Here is a 24,419-nt window from a genome sequence, read left to right as displayed (position 1 = left end):
GCGGGGCGCCGACTGCGGAAGCGGGTAGGCCGGTCCATCGTGCGTCATGCCGGGAGGTCGGCCAGGTCTCCGAGTACGCCAAGCGCCCGAAGAGGTCCGGCGGGCTCGTTCCCCCAACCCCACGGGTCGGGTTCCAGGTTGCGAAGGGTTGCAGCACCGGGGGTTGCGTCGCTCATCGTCGTCTCCTTCGGACGTGTCCACGGTCGGCCGCATGGCCGGCCTCGCACCCGAGCGACCTTGCGACGGCTCGCCGCTACCTTCAGCCCGACCGATTCTCTGAGCCACCACACCGCTGGCAGATCGAGGTGGAACCGTCCCGAGTCGCATCAGAGGGCGCCCTGGGCCGGCGCCGCGCACCTCTCCTGGTGAGCAGCGGTGGAGGAGGTCGGGCGCGTGACGGTCTCGATGCCGAGTGATGAGCGCGGGTGACGGCTACAAGGACCTGCTGCGCACCGTGGCGGCCGGCGACGGCGACAGGTCGCTCTCGACGCCGTTGACCCGGTACTCCACCGCCGAGGGAACACCGCCTGGCCGCTGGATCGGCGGCGGCCTCGCTGGCCTCGGTGGCGGACGGATCGGGGAGGGCGAGCAGGTCTCCGAAGCCCAGCTCCAGCTCCGCGTCGGCATGGGCCGCCACCCGATCACCGGCGACCCGCTCGGACACGCCTACCCGCCCTACAGGTCCGCGACTGAGCGGATCGAGGAGCGCACCGCCACCCTCGACCCCGAGCTCGGCCCGGCAGCGCGGGCCGAGGTGGTCGCCGCGATCGACGCCGAAGAAGCCGAGCGCGGCAGGCGGCGGGCGGTTGCGGGGTACGACTTCACGTTCTCGATCCCGGAGTCCGCCTCGATGCTGTGGGCGGTCGCCGATGCCGGTACGCAGGCGCTCATCGCGGACGGCATCACGCGGTGGTCGCGGAGGTGGTTGCGTTCATGGAGCGGGAGGTTGCTGCCACGCGTATCGGCGCAACCGGAAGCGACGGCGCGGTTGCGCAGGTCGATCTGACCGGGCTGATCGCAACCGCGTTCGACCACTACGACTCTCGGGCAGGCGCCCTCATTCGCCCACGCACGTCGTCATCAGCAACAAGGTCCAGACGGTGCTCGACGGGAAGTGGCTCTCCCTGGACGGGAGGCCGATGCACGCCGCGACGGTCGCGCTCTCCGAGCTGCACGAGGCGATCTTGGCCGACCACCCTGACTCGGATGTTCGGGGTCGAGGGGGGCGCGCGAGATGGGCCGTGACCGAAACCTGGTGTGGGCACCCGGACCGCTGGCCACCGGCGGTTAGGTTGGGGCGCGTGCCCCCCGCCGACCCGACCGTCCCCGGCCAGACCGGCCGCACCGTCGTCGTCACCGGCGCCAACAGCGGCATCGGCCGGGCGGCCGCGAGGGTGCTCGCCGCCCGTGGCGCCCGGGTCGTGCTCGCGGTCCGCGACACCGCCAAGGGCGCCGAGGCTGCCTCGACGATGACCGGCGAGGTGGGCGTCCGCCGGCTCGACCTGGCCGACCTCGCGTCCGTGCGGACCTTCGCCGACGACCTCCCAGGTCCGGTCGACGTGCTGATCAACAATGCCGGCGTGATGATCCCGCCGCTCGGCCGCACAGCGGACGGCTTCGAGCTGCAGTTCGGCACCAACCACCTCGGCCACTTCGCGCTGACCAACCTGCTGCTACCGCGGATCCGGGAGCGCGTCGTCACGGTCGCGTCGATGGGGCACCGGGCCGGCACGATCGACTTCGACGACCTCAACTGGGAGCGCCGTCGGTACCGGGCCATGGCGGCCTACGCGCAGTCCAAGCTCGCCAACCTGCTCTTCACCGCCGAGCTGCAGCGGCGCCTCATCGCGGCCGGCTCACCGATCATCGCCACCGCCGCCCACCCCGGTCTGGCGGCGACGAACCTGCTGCGGCCCGGCAGCGTGCCCGCGCCGCTGCACGGCCTCGCGTCGGCGTTCTTCCGCCGGGTGGGGCAGAGCGACGAGGAGGGCGCGCGGCCCACGCTGTACGCGGCCACCGCGGACGTGCCGCCCGGCAGCTACGCCGGGCCGGGTGGAGCCTTCGAGGGACGCGGTGCGCCCAAGCTCGTCGGCCGGTCGGCAGCGGCGCTGGACGAGGCGGTGGCGCGTCGGCTGTGGGTGGTGTCGGAGGAGCTGACCGGGGTGTCGTTCCCGGCCGGAGAGCTCCAGCGCCCGTAGACCCGTGCCCGCGTCAGGTTGAGCCGACGCGTGCGGCGCGGGGGTGACCGCGCAGCTGCGAGCTCGTGACGGCGAGCTCGGGCTTCGACAGGCCCAGCCCGCTGTCGGGGAGCAGCTCGTCAGTCCTGGCCGATCAGGGCGAGGCCGCTGCGCAGGAACGAGGCGGCGAGGGGGTCGGGGTCGTCGAGGTAGCCGGCGACCATGGCGCCGTCGCGCAGCAGCATGAGATCGGCGGCGGTGCCGGCGGGGTCGGGGAGGTCGAGGGGGCGGACGAGGTCCTCGAAGGTCTGGCGGCACCAGCCGCGGTGCGCGGCGACGGTCTTGCGGACCTCGCTGTCGGGATCGGGGTACTCCGCGGCGGCATTGATGAACGGGCAGCCGCGGAACCCGGGCTGGCACGACATCACGCCGAGCGTCTCCGAGATCAGGCGCAACGCCTGCGCCGGGTCGCCACCGGCCTGCTCGATCGCCCCGGTGACGCCGGCCCGCTCCTGCTCCGCGCGACGCTCCAGGTGGGCCACCACGAGCGCGTCCTTGCTGGAGAAGTGCCGGTAGAAGGTCACCTTCGTGGTGCTGGCCCGCTCGATCACCTTGTCGACGCTCACCGCCCGCAGCCCCTCGGCGTAGAACAGCTCCGTCGCCGCCTCGACCAGCCGCTCGCGCATCGACCCCTTCTTCACCCGCTCGATCATATGCCGCTCCTTCCGCCTTGCCTTCTGTGTCGATCCATGTAGAGTGACTAGTAATTCTACTAGTGGTCCGGACGATCTCCGGACCGGAGAGACAGGACCTGACGTGACCAGCACGACCGACACCGCACCCACCGCACTCGCCCCGCGGCTACGCACCCTCTACCTCGCCCGCTTCGTCTTCGCGGTGGTGTGGGCGGTGCTGCTCGCGCTCACCGCGCGCACCTTCGGCCCGCTCACCGTGGGCCTCCTGCTGCTCTACCCGCTGGTCGACCTGGTGGCTGCCGTGGTCGACCACCGCGCCTCCCGGGCCGTCCGGCCGACGCCCCTGCTCGTCGTCAACATGGTGCTGAGCGGACTCACCGTCGTCGGGCTCGCCATCGCCTCCACGTCCGGCGTCCCGGCCGTGCTCGTCGTCTGGGGCGTGTGGGCGATCACCGCCGGCGCGGTCCAGCTCGCCGTGGGCCTGGTCCGCCGCCGGCTGGGCGGGCAGTGGCCGATGATCCTCAGCGGTGGCATCTCCGTGCTCGCGGGCTCGGGCTTCATCCTCCAGGCCAGCGGGGGCGGTGGCGCACTGACCGGCCTGGCCGGCTACGCCACCCTCGGCGGCATCTTCTTCCTCCTCTCCGCCCTCCGCCTCGGGCGCGCCGCGAAGGCCGCCCGATGAACGCCGCGACCGAGGTCGACGTCGTCGTCATCGGCGCCGGACCGGTCGGGGAGAACGTGGCCGACCGCGTCGTCCAGGGCGGGCTGACCGCCGCCGTCGTGGAGTCGGAGCTGGTCGGCGGCGAGTGCTCCTACTGGGCCTGCATGCCGACCAAGGCCCTCCTGCGGGACGCTGCCGCGCTCCGCGCCGTCCGGGCGCTGCCCGGTGCCGCCGCGGCCGTCACCGGCCCGCTCGACGCCGCCGCGGTGCTCGAGCGCCGCGACCGCTTCGCCTCCGGCTGGGACGACGAGGGCCAGGTGGCCTGGCTCCGCGGGGCCGGCATCGGCCTGCACCGCGGCCACGGCCGGATCAGCGGGCCGCGCACGGTCACCGTGACCGCCGCCGACGGCAGCACCACCGACCTCGTCGCCCGGCACGCCGTCGTGGTCGCGACCGGCACCCGGGCCGCCGTCCCGCCCATCCCCGGTCTGGCCGAGAGCCGGCCGTGGACCAGCCGCGAGGCGGTCTCGGCCCGGCAGGTACCCGGTCATCTGACCGTCCTCGGCGGCGGCGTCGTCGGCACCGAGATGGCCACCGCCTACCGCGCCCTCGGCGCCGAGGTCACCTTCCTCGCCCGCGACGGCGTGCTGCCGAACGTCGAGCCCTGGGCCTCGGCGCAGGTCGTCGAGACGCTCGAGGCCTCCGGTGTGCGGGTGATGATCGGGGCCGAGACCACCGAGGTCCGCCGCGACGCCGACGGCGTGGCGATCACCCTCGGCGACGGCGAGGTGGTCCGGGCCGACGAGATCCTCGTCGCCACCGGCCGCCGCCCGAACACCGACGACCTCGGCCTGTCGTCGCTCGGTCTGGCCGACGGCTCCTGGCTGCAGGTCGACGAGACCCTCCGGGTGCTGGACGCCGAGGATCGTCCGGTCGGCGACGGCTGGCTCTACGCCGCCGGTGACGTCAACGCCCGGGCGCTGCTCACCCACCAGGGCAAGTACCAGGCCCGGGCCGCCGGGGACGTCATCGTCGCCCGCGCCACCGGCGCTCCCGTCCACGACGGACCCTGGGGCCGGCACGCCGCGACCGCCGACCGGCTGGCCGTGCCGCAGGTCGTCTTCACCGACCCCGAGGTCGTCGCCGTCGGCCACTCCACCGCCAGCGCACGGGCCGCGGGCCTGCGCGTCCGCGCGGTCGAGCACGACCTGGGTGCCGTGGCCGGCGCGGCCCTGCACGCCGACGGCTACCGCGGACGGGCCGGGCTCGTCGTCGACGAGGACCGAGGCGTCGTCGTCGGCTTCACCGCGGTCGGGCCCGACACCGCCGAGCTCGTCCACGCCGCCACCATCGCGATCGCCGGGGAGGTGCCGGTCGAGCGCCTCTGGCACGCCGTCCCCGCCTACCCGACGATGAGCGAGGTGTGGCTCCGCCTGCTCGAGACCCTCGGCCGCTGACCGGCGGCCGCGAAACCACCACAGCACCACCGACGAAAGGACCGTCCATGCCCACCAAGATCACCTTCATCATCGACAACCCGACCGACGTCGAGGCCTTCGAGGAGGCCTACGCCCCGCTGGTCGAGCTCGCCACCCAGCTGCCCGGCCTGCGCCGCACCGAGTCGGCCAGGGTCTGGCCCAAGGAGGACGGCACGCCCACCCCGGCCCACCGCACGCTCGACCTCTACTTCGACGACTACGACGCGGCCTCGGCCGCCGTCACCACGCCGGTCGCCGGGGAGCTGTTCACCCGGCTCGGCGAGCTCGGCACCCCCTTCACCGGCCTGTTCTCCGACATCGAACGGGCCTGAGCCCGCGAGACCCGGGGACGCGACCACCAGCGGGTCGCGTCCCCGGGCCCCCGGCCGGCCGGAGCAGTCTGCGGCCGCTGCGGAAAAGACGTCGAGGCGACCGGCTCGGACCTCTAGCGTGACCCCCGTGCGTGCAGGGTCCGGTTCCGACAGCAGCCCGGTGATCCGGGGAGCGGAGGACACCGACGCCCCCGACGTGGCGCGGCTCATCCGCCGGACCAAGGCCGAGGCCATGCCCTGGCTCGCCGTGCCGCACACCCTCGCCGAGGACGAGGTGTGGGTGGCGGAGGTGCTGCTGCGCGAGCACGACGTCAGGGTCGCGTGCCGGCCGGGGGAGGACCGCAGGCCAGTGGCCGTGCTCGCCCTCAGCCCCGGCTGGATCAACCAGCTCTACGTCGCGCCGGAGCAGCAGGGGTGCGGGCTGGGAGCGCGCCTGCTGCGTCTGGCGCAGGACGTGGCGAGCGGGCCCCTGCAGCTGTGGACCTTCCAGCGGAACTCCCGGGCGCGCTCCTTCTACGAGCGGCACGGGTTCGTCGAGGTGCGCCGCACCGACGGCGACAACGAGGAGCGGGAGCCCGACGTCCTGTACCGCTGGGCGCCCGGCTAGCTCCCGGCCGCCCTTGTGCGTGCCGAGCGCGTCCCACTTCGCGATCGTGCACCGACATCGGGACAAGATCGCGAAGTGGAGACCGTCGGGCTCAGTCGCCCTTGACGTTGACCACCTGGCGCAGCTCGTGCACCACCTCGACCAGGTCGGCGGCGTCGACCATCACCTGGTCGATGTCCTTGTAGGCGCCGGGGTGCTCGTCGAGGAAGGCGTCGGTGTCGCGGTACTCGATGCCGGCCATCGCCTCGCGCAGCTGCTGCTGGGTGAACCGCTTGCGCGCCGCCGAGCGGGAGTGCATCCGCCCCGCCCCGTGCGGTGCCGAGCACAGCGAGTCGCGGTTGCCCTTCCCGCGCACCACGTAGGAGCGGGTGCCCATCGAGCCGGGGATCAGCCCCCACTCCCCCTTCCGCGCCGAGATCGCGCCCTTGCGCGACAGCCACACCCGGCGTCCGAAGTGCTCCTCCTGCTCGGTGTAGTTGTGGTGGCAGGACACCTCCAGCTCCGCCTCCACCTCAGCGCCCATCAGGCGGGCGATCTGCTGGCGGACGCGGTCCATCATCTCCGCACGGTTGAGCCGGGCGAACTCCTGGGCCCAGCGCAGCTCGCGGAGGTAGGCGTCGAACTCGGCGGTGCCCTCGACCAGGTAGGCCAGGTCGCGGTCGGGCAGCTCCACCCGCTGCCGCCGGCACTGCTCCTGGGCGACCGCGATGTGCTGGGAGGCGATCTTGTTGCCCACCCCACGCGAGCCGGAGTGCAGGAACAGCCACACCCGGTCGTCGGTGTCGAGGGAGACCTCGATGAAGTGGTTGCCCGAGCCGAGGCTGCCCAGCTGCAGCGTCCAGTTCGCGGCGTAGCGGGCCGGGTCGAGCTGGTGCTCGCCGGCGAGTCGCTCCAGCTGCTCGACCCGCGCGGCCGCGCTGTCGATGAGGCGGCGGTTGTCCTTCCCCGCCGACAGCGGGACGGCGCGCTCGATCCCGGTCCGCAGCGCGCGCAGGTCGCGGCCGGCGAGGTCCTCGGCGGTCCACTGGGTGCGGACGGCGTCCATCCCGCAGCCGATGTCGACCCCCACCGCGGCCGGGATGATCGCCCGGTCGGTCGGGATCACCGAGCCGACCGTCGCGCCCTTGCCGAGGTGGGCGTCCGGCATCAGCGCCAGGTGCGGGTGGATGAAGGGCATTCCGGCCGTCTGCACCGCCTGGGCGCGGGTCTTCTCCTCCAGCACCGAGGCCCACGAGAGGGCCTTGGGTGCGATCTTCTCCGGCACGACGTCCTCCTTCCGGCCGCTCATCGTGGCCGCCGGGGGGTGGGCGGGGGCAACGGCTTTCCGACGCTGTACCCGCGCTGACCCGCCTAGTCTCGACGCCATGGGCGCGACGCAAGGAGCACGTCCTGATGGCGCGGAGGGGACGGGCGCAGCCCGCGCCGGGCTGCTCGGGCGGTGCGCGGGACGGTGGACGCCGTCGGCAGCATCCCCGACGACTTCCGTCGCACGAGGGCGCGGGCCGACCTCGTCCGGCTGAGGGAGGGCTTCGTCTACCCGCACCTGGTCCACCTCGACGGCTGGGACGCCGAGGCCGAGGCCGTCCACGCCAGCCGCTGCCAGGAGCGGCTCAGCCCACCGAGCGGCTGAGGTCCGCCCCGGAGCGCCCGCGGGATCCTGCGCCGCGGGCGTCAGTGCTGTCGGGTCAGCGGCGTCGGGGGGTCTTCGGGCGGGTGCCCGGTGCCTGCTTGGGCGGGGTCTGCCGGTCCTCGGGGTAGGCCGGTTCAGGCAGCGTGGCCACCTCGTAGCGGGCCCGCGTCAGGTCGCCGGCGGTGCTGGGCATGACCGGCGGCTGCTCGGCCCGGCCGGCGAAGCGGAAGGCCGAGGTCAGGTCGCCGAAGGTGTCGCGGCGCCACTGGCTGATGGTCGGGCACGGCACCCCGGTCACCCGCTCCAGGAAGCGCAGGTGGGAGGTGTGGTCGAAGGGCTCGCTGCACACCCAGCCTCCGGCCGTCCACGGCGAGATGATGATGCAGGGCACCCGGAAGCCGGCGCCCAGCGGACGTCCGCCGCCGTCGACCCCGCCGGGTGAGGTCAGGGTCACGAACTCCTCCGGCGTGCCGGGCCGCGGCGTCGGGGGGACGACGTGGTCGAACATCCCCCCGTTCTCGTCCCAGACCAGCAGGAACACCGTCTTGGCCCACACCTCCGGGTTGGCCGCGATGGCGTCGATCTTGGAGGCGATGTAGCTGGCGCCGGCGGCCGGCATCGACTGGTTGGGGTGCTCGTTCTGGTCGGTCGGCGGGAACAGCCAGGACACCGTGGGCAGCCGGTCGTGCAGCGCGTCGTACTCGAACTGGCCGGTCGGGACCATCCGGCTGTTCTGGCGCAGCGGTGAGGACTCCGGCGCCTCCCGGAAGGTCTTGAACCAGCCGGTCTGGCTGCGCATGCCGCCCTGCTCCTGGTAGAAGCGCCAGCTCACGCCGGCGTCGGTCAGCTCCTCGGCGTAGCTGCGCCACCTGTTCTCGTCCATCGCGTTGGTGAGGATCGGACCGCCGGCCCGGCCGTCGGGGTCGACGGTGCCGGTCTCCCACATCACCCGGTTCGGCGTGGTCGAGCCGAGGATGGAGCAGTGGTAGCGGTCGCAGATGGTGAAGGCGTCGGCCAGGGCCCGGTGGAACGGGATGTCCTGCTCCTCGAAGTAGCCCATCAGACGCGGGATGTTCGACTTGTCGCCGCCGAAGTAGCGGTAGCTGGCCGGCAGCCACTGGTCCATCCTCCCGCCGTTCCACGCCATGTGGGCCGGGTCCCAGGCGTAGTCGCCGGCGGTCGGCATGCCCTGGGCCGAGGTGGTGCGGCTGTCGAGGTGGAACGGCAGCACGTAGCCGTCGGCGTTCTGGTCGGTGGGCTGGTAGAAGACGCTCCGCCCGGTGGGCAGCTCGACGGCGTTCGGGTCGGAGTAGCCGATGACCCCCGACATGGTGCCGAAGTAGTGGTCGAAGCTGCGGTTCTCCTGCATCAGCAGCACGACGTGCTCGACGTCGTCCAACGAGGGCCGCTTGCTCGGCAGCGGCGTGGCGAGCGCGCGCTGCACGCTCGACGGCAGCACCGACAGCGCCATCCCGGCGCCTCCGGCGGCGGCGCCACCGAGCATCCGGCGGCGGGTGAAGGTGGGGTCCTGCTGCGACGGGTCTGCTTCTTCGGCCATGTCTGCGCACGCCCTTCCAGGCTGGGGGGTGGGTTCTTGACCTCCGTCACGCTAGGGCGGCGGTGCTGAACACCGGGTGACGCGGCGGTGCGGGCGGGCTGAACTCTGCGGGGTCGCGCCGGGCCGCTGCCCGCCCGTGTGCGGATCACCTCCTCAGCGCCGCCCCTGCGGCCGGTGGCCACCGTCGAGACACGGCGTGTTCAGTCGCTGCCAAGCGTCACCGACGCCCCCAGCAGGCTCGGAGAGGACGGACACCCGCGGACGTCACCCAGCGCGGACTCGGGCACCGCGCGGCCTGGGACACAGCGCGGACCGGCGCACAGCGCGCTGAGCCTGTCGAAGCTCGGGGCTGGCGTCAGCGGAGATCGAGCTCGACCGCGGCCACCGCGAACGGCTCCAGCCGGACCGACGTCGCGTCACCGTCGGCCGCCAGCTCCCCCCGGACGTCACCCAGGTAGGTCGTCTGCCGGGCCGCGCGCACCGTCTGGTCGGGCAGCCGGAGACGCACCTCGACCGGCTCGTCGGCGAAGGACTGCAAGCGCAGCTGCAGCGCCCTCTCCGCGCCGGCGCACACGCTGACGAGCTTCACCCGCGGGTCGCCGACCTCCACCAGCTGCCGGACCGCCGGCGCGTCCTCGGCCACCGGGCCGCGGGCCAGCACCGGCACCGGCGGGTGCACCACCGCGGCGGCCGTCGCCGCGGCCAGCGCGGTGCTGGTCAGCGGTCGTCCGGCGGGGACGCCCACCGCGAAGCGGAAGGTGGCGTCGAAGCCCTGCTGCACCGGGAAGTTGGTGTCCCAGACGTTGTTGTGCACCCAGGAGTAGATCGTGCCGGGCTGGCGCGGACGGGTGGAGTCGGGGAACGGGGCGTAGGGCAGGGCGATGGTCTCGGGGTGCACCAGCGGGGCGTCCGGGCTGACCCAGGCGACCGAGCCGGCCGCGTCGTCCAGGCTCACCCAGTCCCGGATCGCGCGCATGTGCTGCGGCGCGCCGGGCACGTGCGCCAGCCCGTCCCCGGTGACGCCGCCGCTGACCTCGTAGCGCACGGTCGGGTCCTCGACCGCGAACGGGAAGGCGAAGAACGCGCTCTCCTTGGTCATCGTCGCGGGCTTCCACAGCCGGTTCTCGATGTGCAGCACCGGCTCGCCGCGGCGCAGCCGCAGGGTGGTCCGGCCGCGGTCGAGGCCGTCGGCGGCGAACTCGACCACCAGCCGCTGCTCCACGCCGTCGTCGGTGCGCTCGAGCACCGCGCAGGGACGGGCCAGGCTGCGCGAGCCGAGCAGCTCCAGGTACGGCCCGGTCTCGGTCTTGTTGGACTGGTGGTTGAAGCCGCCCGCGCTGGTGTAGGTGTCGTAGACGTAGCCGTTGAAGCCGATCACCGCATCGGGGTCGACCAGCTCCCGCCCGGTCGCCAGCTCCACGATCGAGGCGATGCAGCTGCGCCGCTCGTCGAAGCGCACCCGCAGGTGCTCGTTGGAGAGGGTGAGGAGCTCGCTGCGCGGCAGGTCGGGCAGCACGGCGTCCTCGGTGTCGTGGTCGACGACCACCCCGGGCAGGCCCTCGTCGACGTCGTGCTCGCTGCCCTCCCGGGGTTGGTGGTCGACGGGGACGACGTCGAGGCGCACCATCCCGACGCCGGGGACGTCCGGAACCGGGACCCGCAGCCAGCGCCCGGCCTGACGGTGGGTGACGTTGCTCTGCGGCTCGCTGGTGCAGGGCAGCGCCTGGCCGGTGCGGGCGTCGCGGACCTCGACCGCGGTGTCGTCGGGCACCACCGACTCCCGCAGCAGGAACCGCACGGTCGTCGTCTGCGCCCAGGTCTGGGTGTTGAGGGCGTAGACGGTCTCGACCGCCCCGGCGGCCCGCGGCAGCTGCGCCCCGAGCACCGCCTGCGACCGCTCGAGGAAGGCCTCCGAGCGCTCCTGGGCGGCCAGCGCGTGGGCGGACTTCCAGTGCCACTGCTGCTCACCCGAGCTCCCGCCCTCGTCGGCGGACAGCCAGGAGTTGGCGGCGCCCCAGGTGTGCTCGTTGAACAGCGAGATCGACTCGTAGGTGCGGCGGGCGTGCACCGGCTCGGCCACGTCGGCGCTCCCGCCGAGCAGGCGCCCGGTCGAGGAGACCACCTGCGCGTCGGTGACCCGGGCCTGCGCGCCGCGCACCAGCGCCTGCGGCAGCGCGGCGGAGCCGACGCCCTCGACCCACCAGTCGCCCCAGTCGCCCTCGAAGGTCTCCAGCTGGTCGCCGAGGCGCTGCTCGGCGTCGGTGAAGAAGTCGGTGTTGGTCGACATCCGCAGCTTCGGCCACTCCCAGGTCTCGTTCCAGCGCCGGACGATGCTCGCGGCGGTGAGCCGGGCCGGGGCGTTGTCGCCGATCCAGCCCTGGGTGCGCAGGTGCAGGACGTCCCAGGGGTAGGGCTCGCGGTTGGTGACCGGTTCGCCGTGCCAGCCGAAGACGCCGGGCGGGTAGGGGTAGGCGTTGCGGGCGGTGGAGGCGAGGTAGGACGGCAGCAGCCGGTCGACGGTCTCGTATCGGTCGGCGAAGCCGAGGAACGGGCCCTCCATGTAGGCCAGGCCGTGCGGGCTGTCGGTCATCCACACCGTCACGGTGTCCCCGGCCGGGGTGGTCCAGCGGAACAACCGGGGCAGGTGCTCCCCGCCGCTCGTGTGCGGCATCGAGCGGCCGGCCCAGTTGTGGGCCACCGCGAGGTAGCGGACGCCGACCTCGCCGAGCGCGGCCGGCAGCCCGACCACGGCGCCGGGGACGTCGGTCTGCATCGCGGCGCTGAACGGCAGCCCGAAGCGGTCGCGGACCTCCCGCGCGGTACGCAGCAGCTCGTGCAGCTCGTCGGTGGAGCAGGTGTCGGTGTGCAGGTTGTACGGCATCGCGGTCAGCTCGATCTGCCCGGCCCGCACCCGCTCGCAGAACTCCTCGACGTCGGCCTCGGGACGCAGCTCGGCCCACTGGGCGAAGCTCCACAGCGACTCCACCGCCCACCGGAACCGGGACTCCTCGGGCCAGTCGTCGGTGGCCCGCGCCAGCTCCAGCACCGAGTCGAGGTAGGCCCGCTGCTCGGCCTGGATCCGCGGCTGGGGGTCGGTGTAGCCGATGTCGAGGTGGGAGTGGTGCACCAGGTGGATGGTCCACTCCCGCGGCACGTCGGTGACGACGTCGAGGACGACGCCCTCGCCCAGGGTCGGCACCGACAGCCGCAGCTTGCGCTCCTCGGTGCTGAACGGCACCAGCAGTCTGACGCTGCCCGCCGGGCCGTCGACCGGGCGGACCGGCACGGCATCGCCGCCGACGTCCTCGAGCCGGACGTCCTCGGCGCGGACGGGCGTGGCCAGCCGCGGGGGCAGGTCGATCCGCAGCGCCCGCCACCGGGTGCCGTCCTCGTCGCGGCGGGTCATCGGCTCGCAGACGACCGCCAGCTCACCCTCGGGGAGGGTGAGGGCGGCGCACGCGCTGACGCGCAGCATGCCGTCGCGGGCGTCGTCGCCCGACCAGGGGCGGGCGGAGATGAGGGCCTTGTCGTCCGGCACGGGGAGGTCCTTCCGGGTCAGCGGGTGCGCGAGGGGCCGGTCGCTGGGGCGACCGGCGAGGGGATGGGGCTCAGCGGGGGAGCAGGGTGCGCGCGGACGGACGGCGGGCGCGTCGCCCGACGGGACGGCCGTCGGCCCATCGCGCTGCTCCTTCCACGTCGAAGCGGGTGCACCAGCAAGGTAACGATAACGCGACGCCTCCGGCAAGGGGGTGGCTGCCGGCCGCGGCGAGGCGGGAGGATGCCGGGGTGAGTCAGCCCCCGACCATGCGCGACGTCGCCGCGCACGCCGGCGTCTCGCCGATGACGGTCTCGCGCACCCTGCGCGACGAGCCGACCGTCGACCCGGCGCTGCGGGCCCGCGTCCTCGCCGCCGTCGACGCCCTGGGCTACCGGCGCAACGACTGGGCGCGGGGGCTGCGGGCCGGCAGGGCCACCGGGTTGCTCGGCCTGGTCGTCACCAACCTGGGCAACCCCTTCTACTCCCAGCTCGCCACCGGCGTGGAGGAGGTGGCGGCCGAGCACGGGCTGCAGGTGCTGCTCGGCACGTCGGGGGAGGACGGCAGCCGGGAGCGGGCCGTGGTGGACGGGCTGGCGTCCCGCCGCGTCGAGGGGCTGGTGGTGGTGCCGGCCGGCGCGGACCAGGACCACCTGTCGCGGGCGAGCCTGCACGACCTGCCGGTGGTGCTGGCCACCAGCCGCGGCTCCTCGCCGGAGGTCGACTCGGTGGTGGTCGACGACTTCGGCGGCGCGCGCGAGGCGAGCCGCCAGCTCGTCCTCGAGGGGCACCGGCGCACCGCCTTCCTCGGGCTGCCGCACCCGTCCTGGCCCGGTGCGGAGCGCCGCCGCGGGTTCCTCGCCGGGCAGACCGAGTGCGGGGTCGAGGTGGCCGAGGACCTGCTCGTCGACCTGCCGGCCGAGACCGCCGCGGCCGACGCGCGGATGTGGCGGCTGATGGCCGCGCCCGACCCGCCGACCGCCGTGCTGGCCGCGAACAACCGCAACACCCTGGCCGCCTGCCGCTGGGTCGCCGCGGCCGGCGTCCCGCTGCGGGTGGTCGGCTTCGACGACATCGCCACCGCGCCGCTGCTGGCGATGCCGGTCTCGCTGGTCACCTACGCCCCGGCCGAGGTGGGACGCCGAGCCGCCGCCCTGCTGCTGCAGCGGCTGCGCAGCCGCGAGGAGCTGCCGCCCCAGCACGAGGTGGTCGCCACGCACCTGGTCCACCACGGCGACCCGCTGCGGCGTCGCTGAGCCTCCCCCATGCGGTGGCCGCGCGGGAGGCGGCGCACTCGCGTCGGCGCGATGGACCTGGTCTTCCTGCACGGCGTCGCCGCCGCGGGCAAGCTGACGGTGGCCCGCGCGCTGTCCGCCCGGCTGCACTCCGGCGTCCTCCACAACCACCTCGTGGTGGACGCGCTGACCGCGGTGTTCCCGTTCGGCTCGCCGCCGTTCGTCGAGCTCCGCGAGCAGTTCTGGCTCGCCACCTTCGCCCGGGCGGCCGCCGCGGACGTCTCGCTGGTCTTCACCTTCACCCCGGAGGCCACCGTCCGGCCGGGTTTCCCCGAGCGGGCCCGCCGCAGCGTCGAGGACGAAGGCGGGCGGGTGCACTTCGTCGAGCTGGTGGTCGACCCGGCCGAGCAGGAGCGGCGGATCGGGCTGCCGAGCCGGCACGAGGTCGGCAAGCTCACCGACCTGGAGACGCTGCGCCGGCTGCGGCGGAGCACCGTCGAGGTCGAGCGGCCTCCGGTCGACCTGCGCATCGACACCGGCACGACGACCCCCGACGAGGCAGCCGACCGGATCATCGCGGCCTTCGACCTCCAGCCGGTGCCGGCCTGGGAGCCGTTCGCTTCCTGACCCTGAAGCGGGCCACCGTCTGGTATACCTGCGGTATCGATACCTGAACGGAGACCCGGTGACCGTCATCGCTGCCGACATCGGTGGGTCGAGCACCAAGGTGGCCGAGCTCGACGGCCGACGGGTGCTGCGTGCCTCCCGGCTGCCCCACCGCGGCGGCGAGGCCGACCTCGGTGCGCTCGAGACCCTGGCGCGCTCCTGGCAGGACGACCCCACCCCGGCCGGGCCGGTCGCCGCCGCCGGGCTCGCGCTGCCCGGCGTGGTCGACGCCGCGGGGTGATGCGCTCGGTGCACGACAAGGTGGGCTCGCTGGTCGACCGCGACCTCGCCGGGGAGGTGGGCGGCTGGCTCGGCGTCCCGGTGGCGGTCGACAACGACGCCCGTGCCGCCGGCTGGGGCGAGTACGTCGCCGGCGCCGGGCAGGGGGCGCAGGTGCTCCTCACCCTCACCCTCGGCACCGGGGTCGGCTCCTCGCTGGTGGTCGGCGGCGTCGCGCTGCGCGACGGGCCCGGGCACCGTGGCGTCCTCGGCGGGCACCAGCAGCTGCTCCCCGACGGGCCGGAGTGCACCTGCGGGCGGCGCGGCTGCCTGGAGGCGCTGGCCTCGGGCTGGGCGCTGCCGCGGGTGGTGGCCGAGCAGCGTGCGCGCCACCCGTCCTCGACCCTGCCCGCCGACGCCGACCTCGCGCTGGTCGTCTCCGCCGCCACCACCGGCGACCCGCTCGGACGGGCCGTCCTCGACGAGCTGGTCGGCTGGTGGGCGGTCGGGATCGCCAACGCCTGCGCGGTCGTCGGACCGGACCGCGTGGTGCTCACCGGCGGCCTGGCCAGCGCGGCCCCGCACTTCCTCGACGACCTGCGCCGCCGGCTCGCCGCGCTGGTGTGGGAGCCGTCGGCCGCACCCGACCTTCGGGTGGCCCCCGACGTCTGGGCCTCCGCCACCCTCGGCATGGCCGACCAGGCCCGTCACCTCCTCGGAAAGGACTGACCGTGCCCGGACACGGCAACTACGACCGCCACCCCGTCGTCGCCCTCGACGGCGCCCACCCGTTGTGGACGGGCGAGGCCGTCTGGACCCAGCTGGCCGGGCTGGCGCGCGCGACGTCCTCCCCGCTCGCCGTCGACTGCTACCCCGGCGTCGACGTCGGCGCCGTGCGGGACGCGCTGTCGGCCGCCGACCCGGCGCTGGTGGTCGTCGACGTCGAGGCCGAGGCCGCCCTGAGCGCCAAGGACCTCGACGAGCTGCTCGCCGACGAGCTGACCGACGACCGCGTGTTCGGGGTGCTCAGCCGCCGCCGGATCGGCGCCTTCTTCCACCCCGGCGAGCTCGACCGGCTGCGCCACCAGCTGGCGCGGACCGACCGGCCGACCGTCGTCGTGGGCTGGGGTGCCAGCCTCGTCGTGCCTGCGGAGGCGCCGGTGGTGCTGGCCGACCTGCCGCGGTGGGAGATCCAGCAGCGGTTCCGGGCGGGAGCGGGCAACTGGCGGGCGGGCAACGGCGAGGAGGACGTGCTGCGCAAGTACAAGCGTGGCTTCTTCGTCGAGTGGCGGGTCGCCGACGAGCACAAGCGGCCGCTGCTGGCGCGGTGTTCCCACCTGCTCGACACCACGACGGCCACCCCGAAGCTGGTCACCGGCGACACCCTGCGGGCGGGGCTGGAGCAGGCGGCGGCCCGTCCGTTCCGGCTCGTCCCCTTCTTCGACCCCGGACCCTGGGGCGGCACCTGGATGGAGGAGGTGTGCGGGCTCGACCCGGCGCCGGGCGGGCAGCACTACGCGTGGTGCTTCGACGGCGTCCCGGAGGAGAACAGCCTGCGGCTCGGGCTCGGGGCCGAGCACGTCGAGATCCCCGCCATCGACCTGGTGCTGCGGCACCCGCGGGAACTGCTGGGGGAGCGGACCTTCGCCCGGTTCGGGGCGGAGTTCCCGATCCGCTTCGACTTCCTCGACACCATGGCCGGGGGCAACCTCTCCCTGCAGGTGCACCCGACCACCGACTACATCCAGCGGCACTTCGCGATGCCCTACACCCAGGACGAGTCCTACTACCTGCTCGACGCCGAGCCCGGGGCGCAGGTCTACCTGGGGCTGCGTCCCGGGGTGGGGCTGGAGGACGTCCGGGCGGCGCTGGAGGAGGGGCAGGCCGGAGGTGAGGTGGACGCCGACCGGCTGGTCAACACGTTCCCCGCGCGTCCGCACGACCACTTCCTCATCCCGGCCGGGACGGTGCACTGCTCGGGCGCGGGCTCGATGGTGCTGGAGGTGTCGGCGACCCCCTTCATCTTCACCTTCAAGCTGTGGGACTGGGGCCGCCTCGGACTGGACGGGCGTCCACGGCCGATCCACCTCGAGCACGGCCTGGCCAACATCGACGTCCGCCGTGACACGGACTGGACCCGGCAGAACCTCGTCGACCAGGTCGAGCCGGTGGACGCCGGCGACGGCTGGACCGAGGAGCGGACCGGCCTGCACGAGCTGGAGTTCATCGAGACCCGCCGCCACACCTTCACCGCGCCGGTCGAGCACGACACCCACGGCACGGTGCACGTGCTCAACCTGGTGCAGGGCGAGGCGGCCGTCGTGGAGTCCCCCGACGGGGATTTCGACCCGTTCGAGGTGCACTACGCCGAGACCTTCATCGTCCCCGCCGCCGTCGGCCGCTACCGCATCCGTGGCACCGGCGCCGGCCCCTGGCGCACCCTCCGCGCCTCCGTCCGCGACACCGAACGCACCTGACCCTCGCGCTTCGACGAGCTCAGCGGCCGACCCATCCCAGCGCCCTGAGCCTGTCGAAGGGCCTCTCGCGCTCCAGAACATGTTCATAGGAGCCCGACATGGCGGATATGGGCGTGTCTGGCCGCTATCGACAGGTTTTGGTACGGGCGACGCTCATCCGCCGGCGGCCCGGGCGGCCCGGGCGGCGCGGGCGGCGAGGTCGGCGAAGGCCTGGCGCAGCTCCGGCGGACCGAGGACGTCGACATCCGCGTCGAAGCGGGCCAGCGTGGCGGCCAGCCCGGCCCACGACCAGGAGCCGAGCGCGACCCGGCAGCGCTCCGCGCCGAGCGGCTCCACCGTGCCCTCGCCGACGAAGGGTCCCACCTCCGACGCCGGCCGGTGCAGCACCACGGTGCCCCGGCAGGGCCACCCCGTCGACCCGTCGGCCGCCCCGCGGAACCGCGCGTCCAGGAATGCGCCGACGTCACCGCCCGGCAGCTCGCGCGGGGTGAATCGGGGGCCGTTCGGCGTCCGCGGCCGGATGCGGTCGACCCGGTACACGCGCCAGTCCTCCCGCTCGGCCGACCAGCCGACGAGGTACCAGCGTCCCGCCCGGACGACCACGTGGTGCGGCTGCACACGCCGCGGCGGCGGCCCGCTCGACGCCCGCCCCTCTGGAGCCGCGTCCGTGCCAGGCTCGTAGTCGAAGCGCAGCTCCTCCCGGGCCCGGATCGCCGCGGTGATCGCCAGCACGACGCCCGGGTCGACCGCCGCACCCGCGCGGTCACCGGGGACGACGGCGGTGAAGTCCAGCGCGTCCACCCGCTGCCGGAGCCGTGCGGGCAGCACCTGCCGCAGCGTGGTCAGTGCCCGCGCCGCCCCCTCGGCCACCTCCGCGCCGGTCCCGACGGCCGCCCGCAGCGCCACCGCGACGGCGACCGCCTGCTCGTCGTCGAGCAGCAGCGGCGGCAGCTGGCTGCCCGCGTCGAGCCGGTAGCCACCGGCCGGACCCATCAGCGCGCGGACCGGGTAGCCGAGCTCGCGCAGCCGGTCGACGTCGCGGCGCAGGGTGCGGTCGCTGACGCCGAGCCGCTCGCTCAGCGCCGGCCCCGACCAGTCCCGGCGGGCCTGCAGCAGCGAGAGCAGGGTCAGCAGACGTCCGGACGTCTGGGCGGAGGAGCTCGTCGGCACGAGTCCGACGATGCCACGAGTAGCGGACGTTCCCTGTCCGGCACCGCCGGCATCGTGGGTCGCGTCGCCGGGAGGTCCGGCGCAGGCATCGAAGGAGTCGACATGTCCCTCACCACCGTCACCCACCTCAACTTCCGCGGCCGGGCGGCCGAGGCGCTCGGCTTCTACCAGTCCGTCTTCGGCGGAGAGCTGCAGCTGACCCGCTACGCCCAGCTCGGTATGCCCGCCGAGGCGCCGGACGCCGACAGGGTGGTCTTCGGTCGGCTGTTCGCCGACAACGGCTTCCGGGTGCTGGCCTACGACGTGCCGGGCAGCGAGCCCGCGCCGGTGGAGGCCACCACCCGCCGCGAGCAGGGCCTCACGCTCACCAGCGAGCCGTTCTTCCTCTCCGTCCAGGGTCAGAGCCTGGAGGAGGTGCGCGGCTACTGGGAGGGGCTGGCCGACGGCGCGACCGTCGTCGAGGAGCTGGGCCCCTCGGCCTGGAGCCCCGGCTTCGGCATGCTCACCGACCGGTTCGGCGTCACCTGGGTGCTCGACGTCGCACCGGCTGCCGGCTGACCCGTCGGGCCGGCCCGGGTCCGACGCTGCTCATCCGACGCAGGCCTCGCCGTCACCGGGAGGCTCGCGCCGGGGCACGTCCGGGACGGACCCGGGCCGCCGTCGTCAGCCGGCCAGGAATCGGGCGTCGACCGCGGCCGACACCTCGACGTCCTCGGGGGCGAATGCCACCTCGGCCGCACCGCCGGACGCCGCGCCGGCGCGGGCGAAGGCCACCGGCGGGGCGCCGTTCGAGGGCTCCAGCCCCTGGCCGAGCATGCCGGCGTCGGCGACCGCGACGGCTGTCACCGCGCCGAGCCCGAGGGCGTCGGCGTAGGCCTGGGCCTTCTGCCGGGCGTCGGCCACCGCCTGGGCCCGGACGCGGTGCGTCAGCTCGGTCTTCCTCGCCTCGGTCAGCGCCCACTCGATCCGGTTCACCCGCACGCCGCGCACCTGCAGCACCTCGGCCAGCCACCGGCTGAGCACGCTGAAGTCGGCGAACTTCACCCGGACGTCGGCCGAGGCGTGGAACACCAGCGGCAGCTGCTTGCCCTCGGAGTTCCACGGCCGGCGGGCCCACGTGCGCAGCTGGTCGCTGGCCCACCAGGTGACCGGTCCCGCGGCCGGGTCGTGCAGCGGACGCACCCGCTCGGTCACGGCGCCGACCGCCTCCGCCACGCCGCCGTGCACGGACGGCTCCTTCGGACCCTCGAGCGTCACCGTGAGGTGCACGGTGCCGCGCTCGGGCGGCTGGAACGCGCTGTACCGACCCCGGACCGTGACCTCCACCTGACTCATGGCCGGGAGGTTACGCCAGGGGCTAGGGTGATGCCGGTCACGCGGGTCGACGGCGATCCCTGCACCGGCCGTCCCAGCAGCCCAGCCACGTCAGGGGGTCGCCATGTCGCTTCCCGTCGTCATCGACACCTCGCCCGATCCGGAGCGTCCCGACCCGAACCGGCGGGAGATCCCGATCGCCAGCTTCGTCCGCCGGATGGGTCCGACCCGCACCGGGGCGCTGCTGCTCCTGCTCGCCACCGCGCTGGCGATCGTGTGGGCCAACGTCGCCCACGACAGCTACGAGACCTTCTGGGACACCCACCTCGTGCTCGGACTGGGTGACCTGACCCTCGACTTCACCCTGCACGCCCTGGTCAACGACGCGCTGATGGCGCTGTTCTTCTTCACCCTCGGGCTGGAGGTGCGCCGTGAGCTGACGATCGGCGAGCTGACCAGCTGGTCGCGGGCCGTCGTCCCGGTCGTCGCCGGGCTCTGCGGGCTGGTCGTGCCCGCGCTGCTCTACGTCCTGGTGGCGCGCGGCTCGGGGTGGGAGAGCGCCTGGGGGGTGGTCATCTCGACCGACACCGCCTTCCTCGTCGGCGCGCTGGCCCTCATCGGCCCCCGGGCCGGTGGCCGGCTGCGGGTGTTCCTGCTCGCGCTGGCCGTGGTCGACGACATCGGCGCGCTGACGATCATCGCGCTGTTCTACACCGAGCAGTTCGACCCGGTGCCGCTGCTGGTGGCCGCCGCCGGCATGGTCGGGATCTGGTTCACGCGGCACCTGCCCAGCGGTCGCGCGCCGATCTACACCACGCTGGCGATCATCGTCTGGCTGGCCTTCCTCGCCTCCGGCGTGCACCCCAGCCTGGCCGGCATCGCCGTCGCGCTGCTGGTGCCGGTGTACCGGCCGAGCCGGCAGGACGTCGAGCACGCCCTCGCGCTGGCCCGCACCTTCCGCCAGTCCCCGACCACCGAGTACGCCCGCGCCGCCGCGAACAGCCTGCGTGAGTCGATCTCGATCAACGAGCGGCTGCAGTCGGCCTACGCCCCCTACGTCTCCTTCGTCATCCTGCCGCTGTTCGCGCTGGCCAACGCCGGGGTGCAGGTGTCGATGGAGGGGCTCGCGGCCGCGGCGGTCTCCCCGGTCACCTGGGGTGTGGTGGTCGGGCTGGTGGTCGGCAAGCTGATCGGCGTCCTCGGCTCCACCGCCCTGGTCCGGGCGCTGGGGATCGGCGAGCTCGGCCCGGGGTTGACCCGCGGCCGGCTGGCCGGCGGGGCGGCGCTGTGCGGCGTCGGGTTCACGCTCTCGCTGTTCATCGTCGACCTCGCCATCGACGACGAGGCGGTCGCGAACCAGGCCCGGATGGGCATCCTGCTCGCCTCGGCCATCGCCTTCGGACTGGCGACGCTCATCTTCCGCCTCACCGAGCACGCCCACCCGGCGGAGGAGGTCGGCCACGTGCTGCAGCGCCCGGTGACGGCGCGCGACCACGTCTACGGGCCGATGGACGCGCCGATGACGCTGGTGGAGTACGGCGACTTCCAGTGCGGCTTCTGCCTCAAGACGTCCGGGGCGATCCAGGAGGTGGTCCGCGAGCTCGGTGGGGAGCTGCGCTACGTGTGGCGCCACGCCCCGCTGCTGCGCTACCACCCGAATGCGATCGCCGCGGCGGAGGCGTCGGAGGCGGCGGCGCGGCAGGGCAAGTTCTTCGAGTTCGAGCGCAGCCTGTTCGCCGACCAGCTGCACCAGCAGCCCCGCGACATGCTGCGCCGGGCCGAGGAGCTCGGGCTGGACGTCGACCGCTTCGAGGCCGACCTCGTCTCGCCGGGCGTCGCGGGGCGGGTCCGCGACGACATGCTGGACGCCGAGGCGATGGAGATCACCGCCGTGCCGACCATCTTCATCAACGGACGCCGCCACACCGGCCCGCACGACGCACGGTCGCTGATCGAGGCCCTGCGCCGCGCGCGCGACACCGACGACGTCTCCACCGCACGTCCGGAGGCCGACGCCGCCCGCTCCTGAGCCGGGCGTCAGCCGGCGCCGAAGACCTGCGCGATCTCGTCGGCGAACGCGCGCTCGGAGTCGTCCTGCGGCGCGTAGCCGACCACCCGCCGGGCGTTGGCGGTGCTCCAGAAGGTGCGCGCGTTGGCCGACACGCCGTAGAAGATCTGGAACGGCACCCCGTGCTCGTCGTCCACCGAGGCGGCCTCGATCGAGCGGACGTAGAGCTGCTGCAGGTCGCGCGGGCTGACGTAGCCGGCGAGGTCGCGGTGGAAGTCCGCGACGGGCCGGTCGGCGAAGTCGGCGGCGCGGATCGGGCGCGGGGCGACGATGCGGATCTGCACGTTGGGCAGCGCCGGGCCGATCTGCCCGGTGGCGTAGAGGAAGCCCATCGACTCGTAGGCCACCTTGGCCCAGCCGTACCAGGTGTCGGGGCGCGGGTAGTCCTCCGGCCCGACCCGGTCGACGAGCCCCTCCCGCCACGGCCGCTCGTACCACTTGCTGGCCTGGTTGGTGCTCGTCACCACCACGCGGCGCACCCCCGCGGCCTGAGCCGCCTCGTACACGCGTGCGGTGAGGTCGACGTTGCGCCGCTCGGCGGCGTACGACGGCGTCTCGGGCTTGAGGTGCCCGCAGTGCACCACCGTGTCGATCCCCCGGCAGAGCGCGTCGAAGCGTCCCTCCGGGTCGTCGAGCGCATCCACCACCTGGACGTCGGGCAGCTCGCGGCCGTCCCGGTCGGTGCGGCGGACGTCCACCAGGGTGAGGTCGTAGCGCTCCCGGAAGGCGGGCAGCAGCTGGCCGGCGATGTAGCCGGTGGCCCCGGTGAGCAGCACACGGCGTCGCGTCTCGGTCATGTCTGCGACCCTAGGCGTCCGCCCCTCCCCCGCCCCGGCCACCCCGCCCCGGCCACCCCGCCCGTCCCCGGCCCACCCCGGCATCCGCGAATGTGGCCGAATCGTCGGTATCCGGCTGGGCTGTACGACGATTCGCCCACACTCGCGGGGCGGACGTGCGGGGGGCGTCAGGGGCGGGTGAGCTCGATCCGGTCGAGGTTGAGGTGGGCCAGGTTGTCCGAGGCCTCGTCGAGGCGGATCTGGATGGAGTTGTGGCCCTTGCTCAGCGGGAGCGAGATCTCCTGGGTGGTCCAGCGGTCCCAGCCGCCGGTCTCGGGGAAGTCGACCGAGACGTCCCAGACCCGGGAGTTGAGCATGACCATCCGGGTGGCGTCGCCGTCGTCACCGGCGTAGCGCAACGTGACGGTGTGCCTGCCGGCGCGGGCCACGTTGACGTGGAAGGTCACCTGCTCGCCGTCCTGGCCCCATCCGGCGAGGTAACCGCGGCCGGTCCAGCCCGGGGAGGTGGCCTCGAGGTCGATGCCGACGACCGACGCGTTCTCGGCCTCGTAGACCCCGGACTCGGCCAGCACCCCGCGGACGCCGTCCGGCGGCACCAGCAGCACCGCGGTCAGCCCGGAGCTCGCGGCCAGGCTCTGCAGCGGGCCGCTGGACGTCGGCGCCGACCAGTCCGGGCCCATCAGCCCGTCGGAGCGCCGGTGGTTCCAGGCCTGGGTGGCGTTGTCCTGCAGCTGCTCCAGGTACTGCTCCTGCCCGTGCCGCTGCACCAGGTCGACCAGGGCCCGGACCAGCAGCGACTTGAACCCGCCACCGTCGCCGATGCCCTCGTCGCGGAAGGTGCCGCCGTTGGTGAGGCGGGTGGTCACCCAGACCGCGGCCAGCAGCGCCTTGTCGAGGTAGGTCTGGTCGCCGGTCTCCTCGTACAGCGCGGTGGCGGCGCTGATGTAGGTGCCGAAGTTGTAGGTGAAGTCCCAGCGGACCAGGGTGTCCTCGCCCTCCCAGTGGTCGTGCACGTGGCCGTCGTCGTCGACCAGCGCCTCGTCCACCCAGGTGAACAGCTCCACGGCCCGGTCGAGGTAGGCCTCGTCGCCGGTGTGGCGGGCCAGCCGGACGGCGGTCAGCGCGGCCGGGGCGTTGGTGGCGACATTCTTCTGGTCCTGCACCGAGTGGCGCCACCAGATGCCGCCGCCGTAGGTCTCGTCCCGGTCGGCCCAGATCCGGGCGAACAGCTGCTGCGAGGTCTCCAGGTAGCGCTCGTCGCCGGTGATCTCGTAGGCCCGGGCCGCGCCCATGGCCCACCAGTTGACGTCGTCGTTGAAGTCGGAGCCGAAGTCGGGGTAGTGGGCGACGAAGCCGTCGAAGACCTGGTCGACCATGGCGCGGTACTCGGGGTCGCCGGTGCTCTCCCAGGCGTCCATCACCACCTCCCACAGCCGGGCCTCCCACCAGAAGTCGCTGTAGGTGCCGTTCTCGGGGCCGACGCCGCCGCGCGGCCGGCCGTCGGAGTAGGTCGTGAAGTACTGCTCGTCGGGGTCCCAGAACGCGTCGACGTAGGCCGCCATCGCGGTCTCGGCGGTGGTCTCGGTGGTCGCCCGGGCCGGTGCGGCGGGGGCGAGGGTGGCCAGGAGCGCCACCAGCAGGGGGAGGGTGAGGACGGCCAACCGGCCGCGGATCGACGGTGATCGCATGGTCCGGGACGCTAGGTCGCCGCGCGGACGGCCGTCAAGGGTTTCTCTCCATTCAGCACGTATGCAATGCACGCTTGACGCCGCAACAAACATATGAATATATGTGAGCCAC

General features: G+C 73.9%; 21 protein-coding genes and 1 pseudogene. 14 read left to right on the top strand and 8 right to left on the bottom strand.

Features of this window, described 5'->3' with window-relative positions; all coding sequences use genetic code 11:
* Positions 1-415 precede the first annotated feature (415 nt).
* Both DT076_RS20225 and DT076_RS06055 read left to right on the top strand, forming a co-directional pair.
* Positions 416-993, top strand: a pseudogene (locus DT076_RS20225) (relaxase domain-containing protein); the annotation flags it as partial.
* A gap of 308 nt (positions 994-1,301) precedes the next feature.
* The gene (locus DT076_RS06055) at positions 1,302-2,198 is read left to right on the top strand and encodes an oxidoreductase (protein WP_147264074.1); all 897 of its coding nucleotides are present in this window, start codon (positions 1,302-1,304) and stop codon (positions 2,196-2,198) included.
* Positions 2,199-2,317: 119 nt separating this feature from the next.
* Here DT076_RS06055 and DT076_RS06050 read toward each other — a convergent pair whose 3' ends face one another.
* Positions 2,318-2,890 carry a TetR/AcrR family transcriptional regulator gene (locus DT076_RS06050; protein ID WP_114125774.1) on the bottom strand — a complete coding sequence of 191 codons (573 nt, stop codon included), beginning with the start codon at positions 2,888-2,890 and terminating at the stop codon, positions 2,318-2,320.
* Positions 2,891-2,993: 103 nt separating this feature from the next.
* Between DT076_RS06050 and DT076_RS06045 the strand changes: the two genes are divergently transcribed.
* The 4 genes from DT076_RS06045 to DT076_RS06030 all read left to right on the top strand — a co-directional run bounded on the left by DT076_RS06045 (position 2,994) and on the right by DT076_RS06030 (position 5,950).
* Positions 2,994-3,554 (top strand): hypothetical protein, encoded by a 561-nt coding sequence (locus tag DT076_RS06045; protein ID WP_114125773.1) that lies wholly within the window; start codon positions 2,994-2,996, stop codon positions 3,552-3,554.
* Positions 3,551-4,990: a dihydrolipoyl dehydrogenase family protein gene (locus DT076_RS06040; RefSeq protein WP_114125772.1), complete on the top strand. Its 1,440-nt coding sequence runs from the start codon at positions 3,551-3,553 to the stop codon at positions 4,988-4,990. The genes DT076_RS06045 and DT076_RS06040 overlap by 4 nt, the downstream gene beginning before the upstream one ends.
* Positions 4,991-5,037: 47 nt before the next feature.
* Positions 5,038-5,343: an EthD domain-containing protein gene (locus DT076_RS06035; RefSeq protein WP_114125771.1), complete on the top strand. Its 306-nt coding sequence runs from the start codon at positions 5,038-5,040 to the stop codon at positions 5,341-5,343.
* 127 nt (positions 5,344-5,470) lie between these two features.
* Positions 5,471-5,950, top strand: coding sequence for a GNAT family N-acetyltransferase (locus DT076_RS06030; RefSeq protein ID WP_199539000.1), 480 nt, complete (start codon positions 5,471-5,473; stop codon positions 5,948-5,950).
* A gap of 91 nt (positions 5,951-6,041) precedes the next feature.
* Here DT076_RS06030 and DT076_RS06025 read toward each other — a convergent pair whose 3' ends face one another.
* Positions 6,042-7,214 carry an RtcB family protein gene (locus tag DT076_RS06025; RefSeq protein WP_233493696.1) on the bottom strand — a complete coding sequence of 391 codons (1,173 nt, stop codon included), beginning with the start codon at positions 7,212-7,214 and terminating at the stop codon, positions 6,042-6,044.
* A 174-nt stretch (positions 7,215-7,388) separates the two neighbouring features.
* Between DT076_RS06025 and DT076_RS06020 the strand changes: the two genes are divergently transcribed.
* Positions 7,389-7,580: a hypothetical protein gene (locus tag DT076_RS06020; protein WP_114125769.1), complete on the top strand. Its 192-nt coding sequence runs from the start codon at positions 7,389-7,391 to the stop codon at positions 7,578-7,580.
* 55 nt (positions 7,581-7,635) lie between these two features.
* Here DT076_RS06020 and DT076_RS06015 read toward each other — a convergent pair whose 3' ends face one another.
* Both DT076_RS06015 and DT076_RS06010 read right to left on the bottom strand, forming a co-directional pair.
* Positions 7,636-9,138 carry an alkaline phosphatase family protein gene (locus DT076_RS06015; protein ID WP_114125768.1) on the bottom strand — a complete coding sequence of 501 codons (1,503 nt, stop codon included), beginning with the start codon at positions 9,136-9,138 and terminating at the stop codon, positions 7,636-7,638.
* A 355-nt stretch (positions 9,139-9,493) separates the two neighbouring features.
* Entirely contained in the window at positions 9,494-12,676 is a 3,183-nt protein-coding gene (locus DT076_RS06010; RefSeq protein WP_114125767.1) for a glycoside hydrolase family 38 N-terminal domain-containing protein, read from the bottom strand.
* Positions 12,677-12,924: 248 nt separating this feature from the next.
* Between DT076_RS06010 and DT076_RS06005 the strand changes: the two genes are divergently transcribed.
* The 5 genes from DT076_RS06005 to DT076_RS05985 are packed head-to-tail and all read left to right on the top strand — an operon-like array spanning position 12,925 to position 17,270.
* Positions 12,925-13,929, top strand: a complete 1,005-nt coding sequence (locus tag DT076_RS06005; protein ID WP_199538999.1) for a LacI family DNA-binding transcriptional regulator — start codon at positions 12,925-12,927, stop codon at positions 13,927-13,929.
* Between the two features lie 51 nt (positions 13,930-13,980).
* Positions 13,981-14,535, top strand: a complete 555-nt coding sequence (locus DT076_RS06000; RefSeq protein ID WP_114125765.1) for a P-loop NTPase family protein — start codon at positions 13,981-13,983, stop codon at positions 14,533-14,535.
* 58 nt (positions 14,536-14,593) lie between these two features.
* A complete protein-coding gene (locus DT076_RS05995) occupies positions 14,594-14,815 on the top strand; it encodes a hypothetical protein (RefSeq protein WP_114125764.1) in 222 nt (73 codons plus the stop codon).
* An 8-nt stretch (positions 14,816-14,823) separates the two neighbouring features.
* Positions 14,824-15,522 carry an ROK family protein gene (locus DT076_RS05990; protein ID WP_158548057.1) on the top strand — a complete coding sequence of 233 codons (699 nt, stop codon included), beginning with the start codon at positions 14,824-14,826 and terminating at the stop codon, positions 15,520-15,522.
* 2 nt (positions 15,523-15,524) lie between these two features.
* Complete coding sequence (locus DT076_RS05985) at positions 15,525-17,270, top strand: class I mannose-6-phosphate isomerase (RefSeq protein ID WP_114125762.1); 1,746 nt, start codon at positions 15,525-15,527, stop codon at positions 17,268-17,270.
* A 153-nt stretch (positions 17,271-17,423) separates the two neighbouring features.
* Here the strand turns inward: DT076_RS05985 and DT076_RS05980 are convergent, their stop codons facing one another.
* Positions 17,424-18,440 (bottom strand): helix-turn-helix transcriptional regulator, encoded by a 1,017-nt coding sequence (locus tag DT076_RS05980; RefSeq protein ID WP_114125761.1) that lies wholly within the window; start codon positions 18,438-18,440, stop codon positions 17,424-17,426.
* Between the two features lie 102 nt (positions 18,441-18,542).
* Between DT076_RS05980 and DT076_RS05975 the strand changes: the two genes are divergently transcribed.
* Positions 18,543-18,998 (top strand): VOC family protein, encoded by a 456-nt coding sequence (locus DT076_RS05975; protein ID WP_114125760.1) that lies wholly within the window; start codon positions 18,543-18,545, stop codon positions 18,996-18,998.
* Positions 18,999-19,103: 105 nt separating this feature from the next.
* On the opposite strand, the gene DT076_RS05970 is transcribed toward DT076_RS05975, so the two are convergent.
* Positions 19,104-19,775 carry an SIMPL domain-containing protein gene (locus DT076_RS05970; RefSeq protein WP_114125759.1) on the bottom strand — a complete coding sequence of 224 codons (672 nt, stop codon included), beginning with the start codon at positions 19,773-19,775 and terminating at the stop codon, positions 19,104-19,106.
* Between the two features lie 103 nt (positions 19,776-19,878).
* Here DT076_RS05970 and nhaA point away from each other — a divergent pair, with 103 nt between their 5' ends.
* Positions 19,879-21,783, top strand: a complete 1,905-nt coding sequence (gene nhaA, locus DT076_RS05965; RefSeq protein WP_114125758.1) for a Na+/H+ antiporter NhaA — start codon at positions 19,879-19,881, stop codon at positions 21,781-21,783.
* A gap of 8 nt (positions 21,784-21,791) precedes the next feature.
* Here nhaA and DT076_RS05960 read toward each other — a convergent pair whose 3' ends face one another.
* Together DT076_RS05960 and DT076_RS05955 are read right to left on the bottom strand one after the other, a co-directional pair.
* Entirely contained in the window at positions 21,792-22,619 is an 828-nt protein-coding gene (locus DT076_RS05960) for an NAD-dependent epimerase/dehydratase family protein (protein ID WP_114125757.1), read from the bottom strand.
* Positions 22,620-22,786: 167 nt separating this feature from the next.
* Positions 22,787-24,307, bottom strand: coding sequence for a glycoside hydrolase family 76 protein (locus tag DT076_RS05955; protein ID WP_147264073.1), 1,521 nt, complete (start codon positions 24,305-24,307; stop codon positions 22,787-22,789).
* Positions 24,308-24,419: the final 112 nt, after the last annotated feature.

The sequence above is a fragment of the Desertihabitans brevis genome, assembly GCF_003327535.1.
Taxonomy (GTDB): domain Bacteria; phylum Actinomycetota; class Actinomycetes; order Propionibacteriales; family Propionibacteriaceae; genus Desertihabitans; species Desertihabitans brevis.
This window is presented reverse-complemented; position numbering and strand designations above follow the sequence as displayed.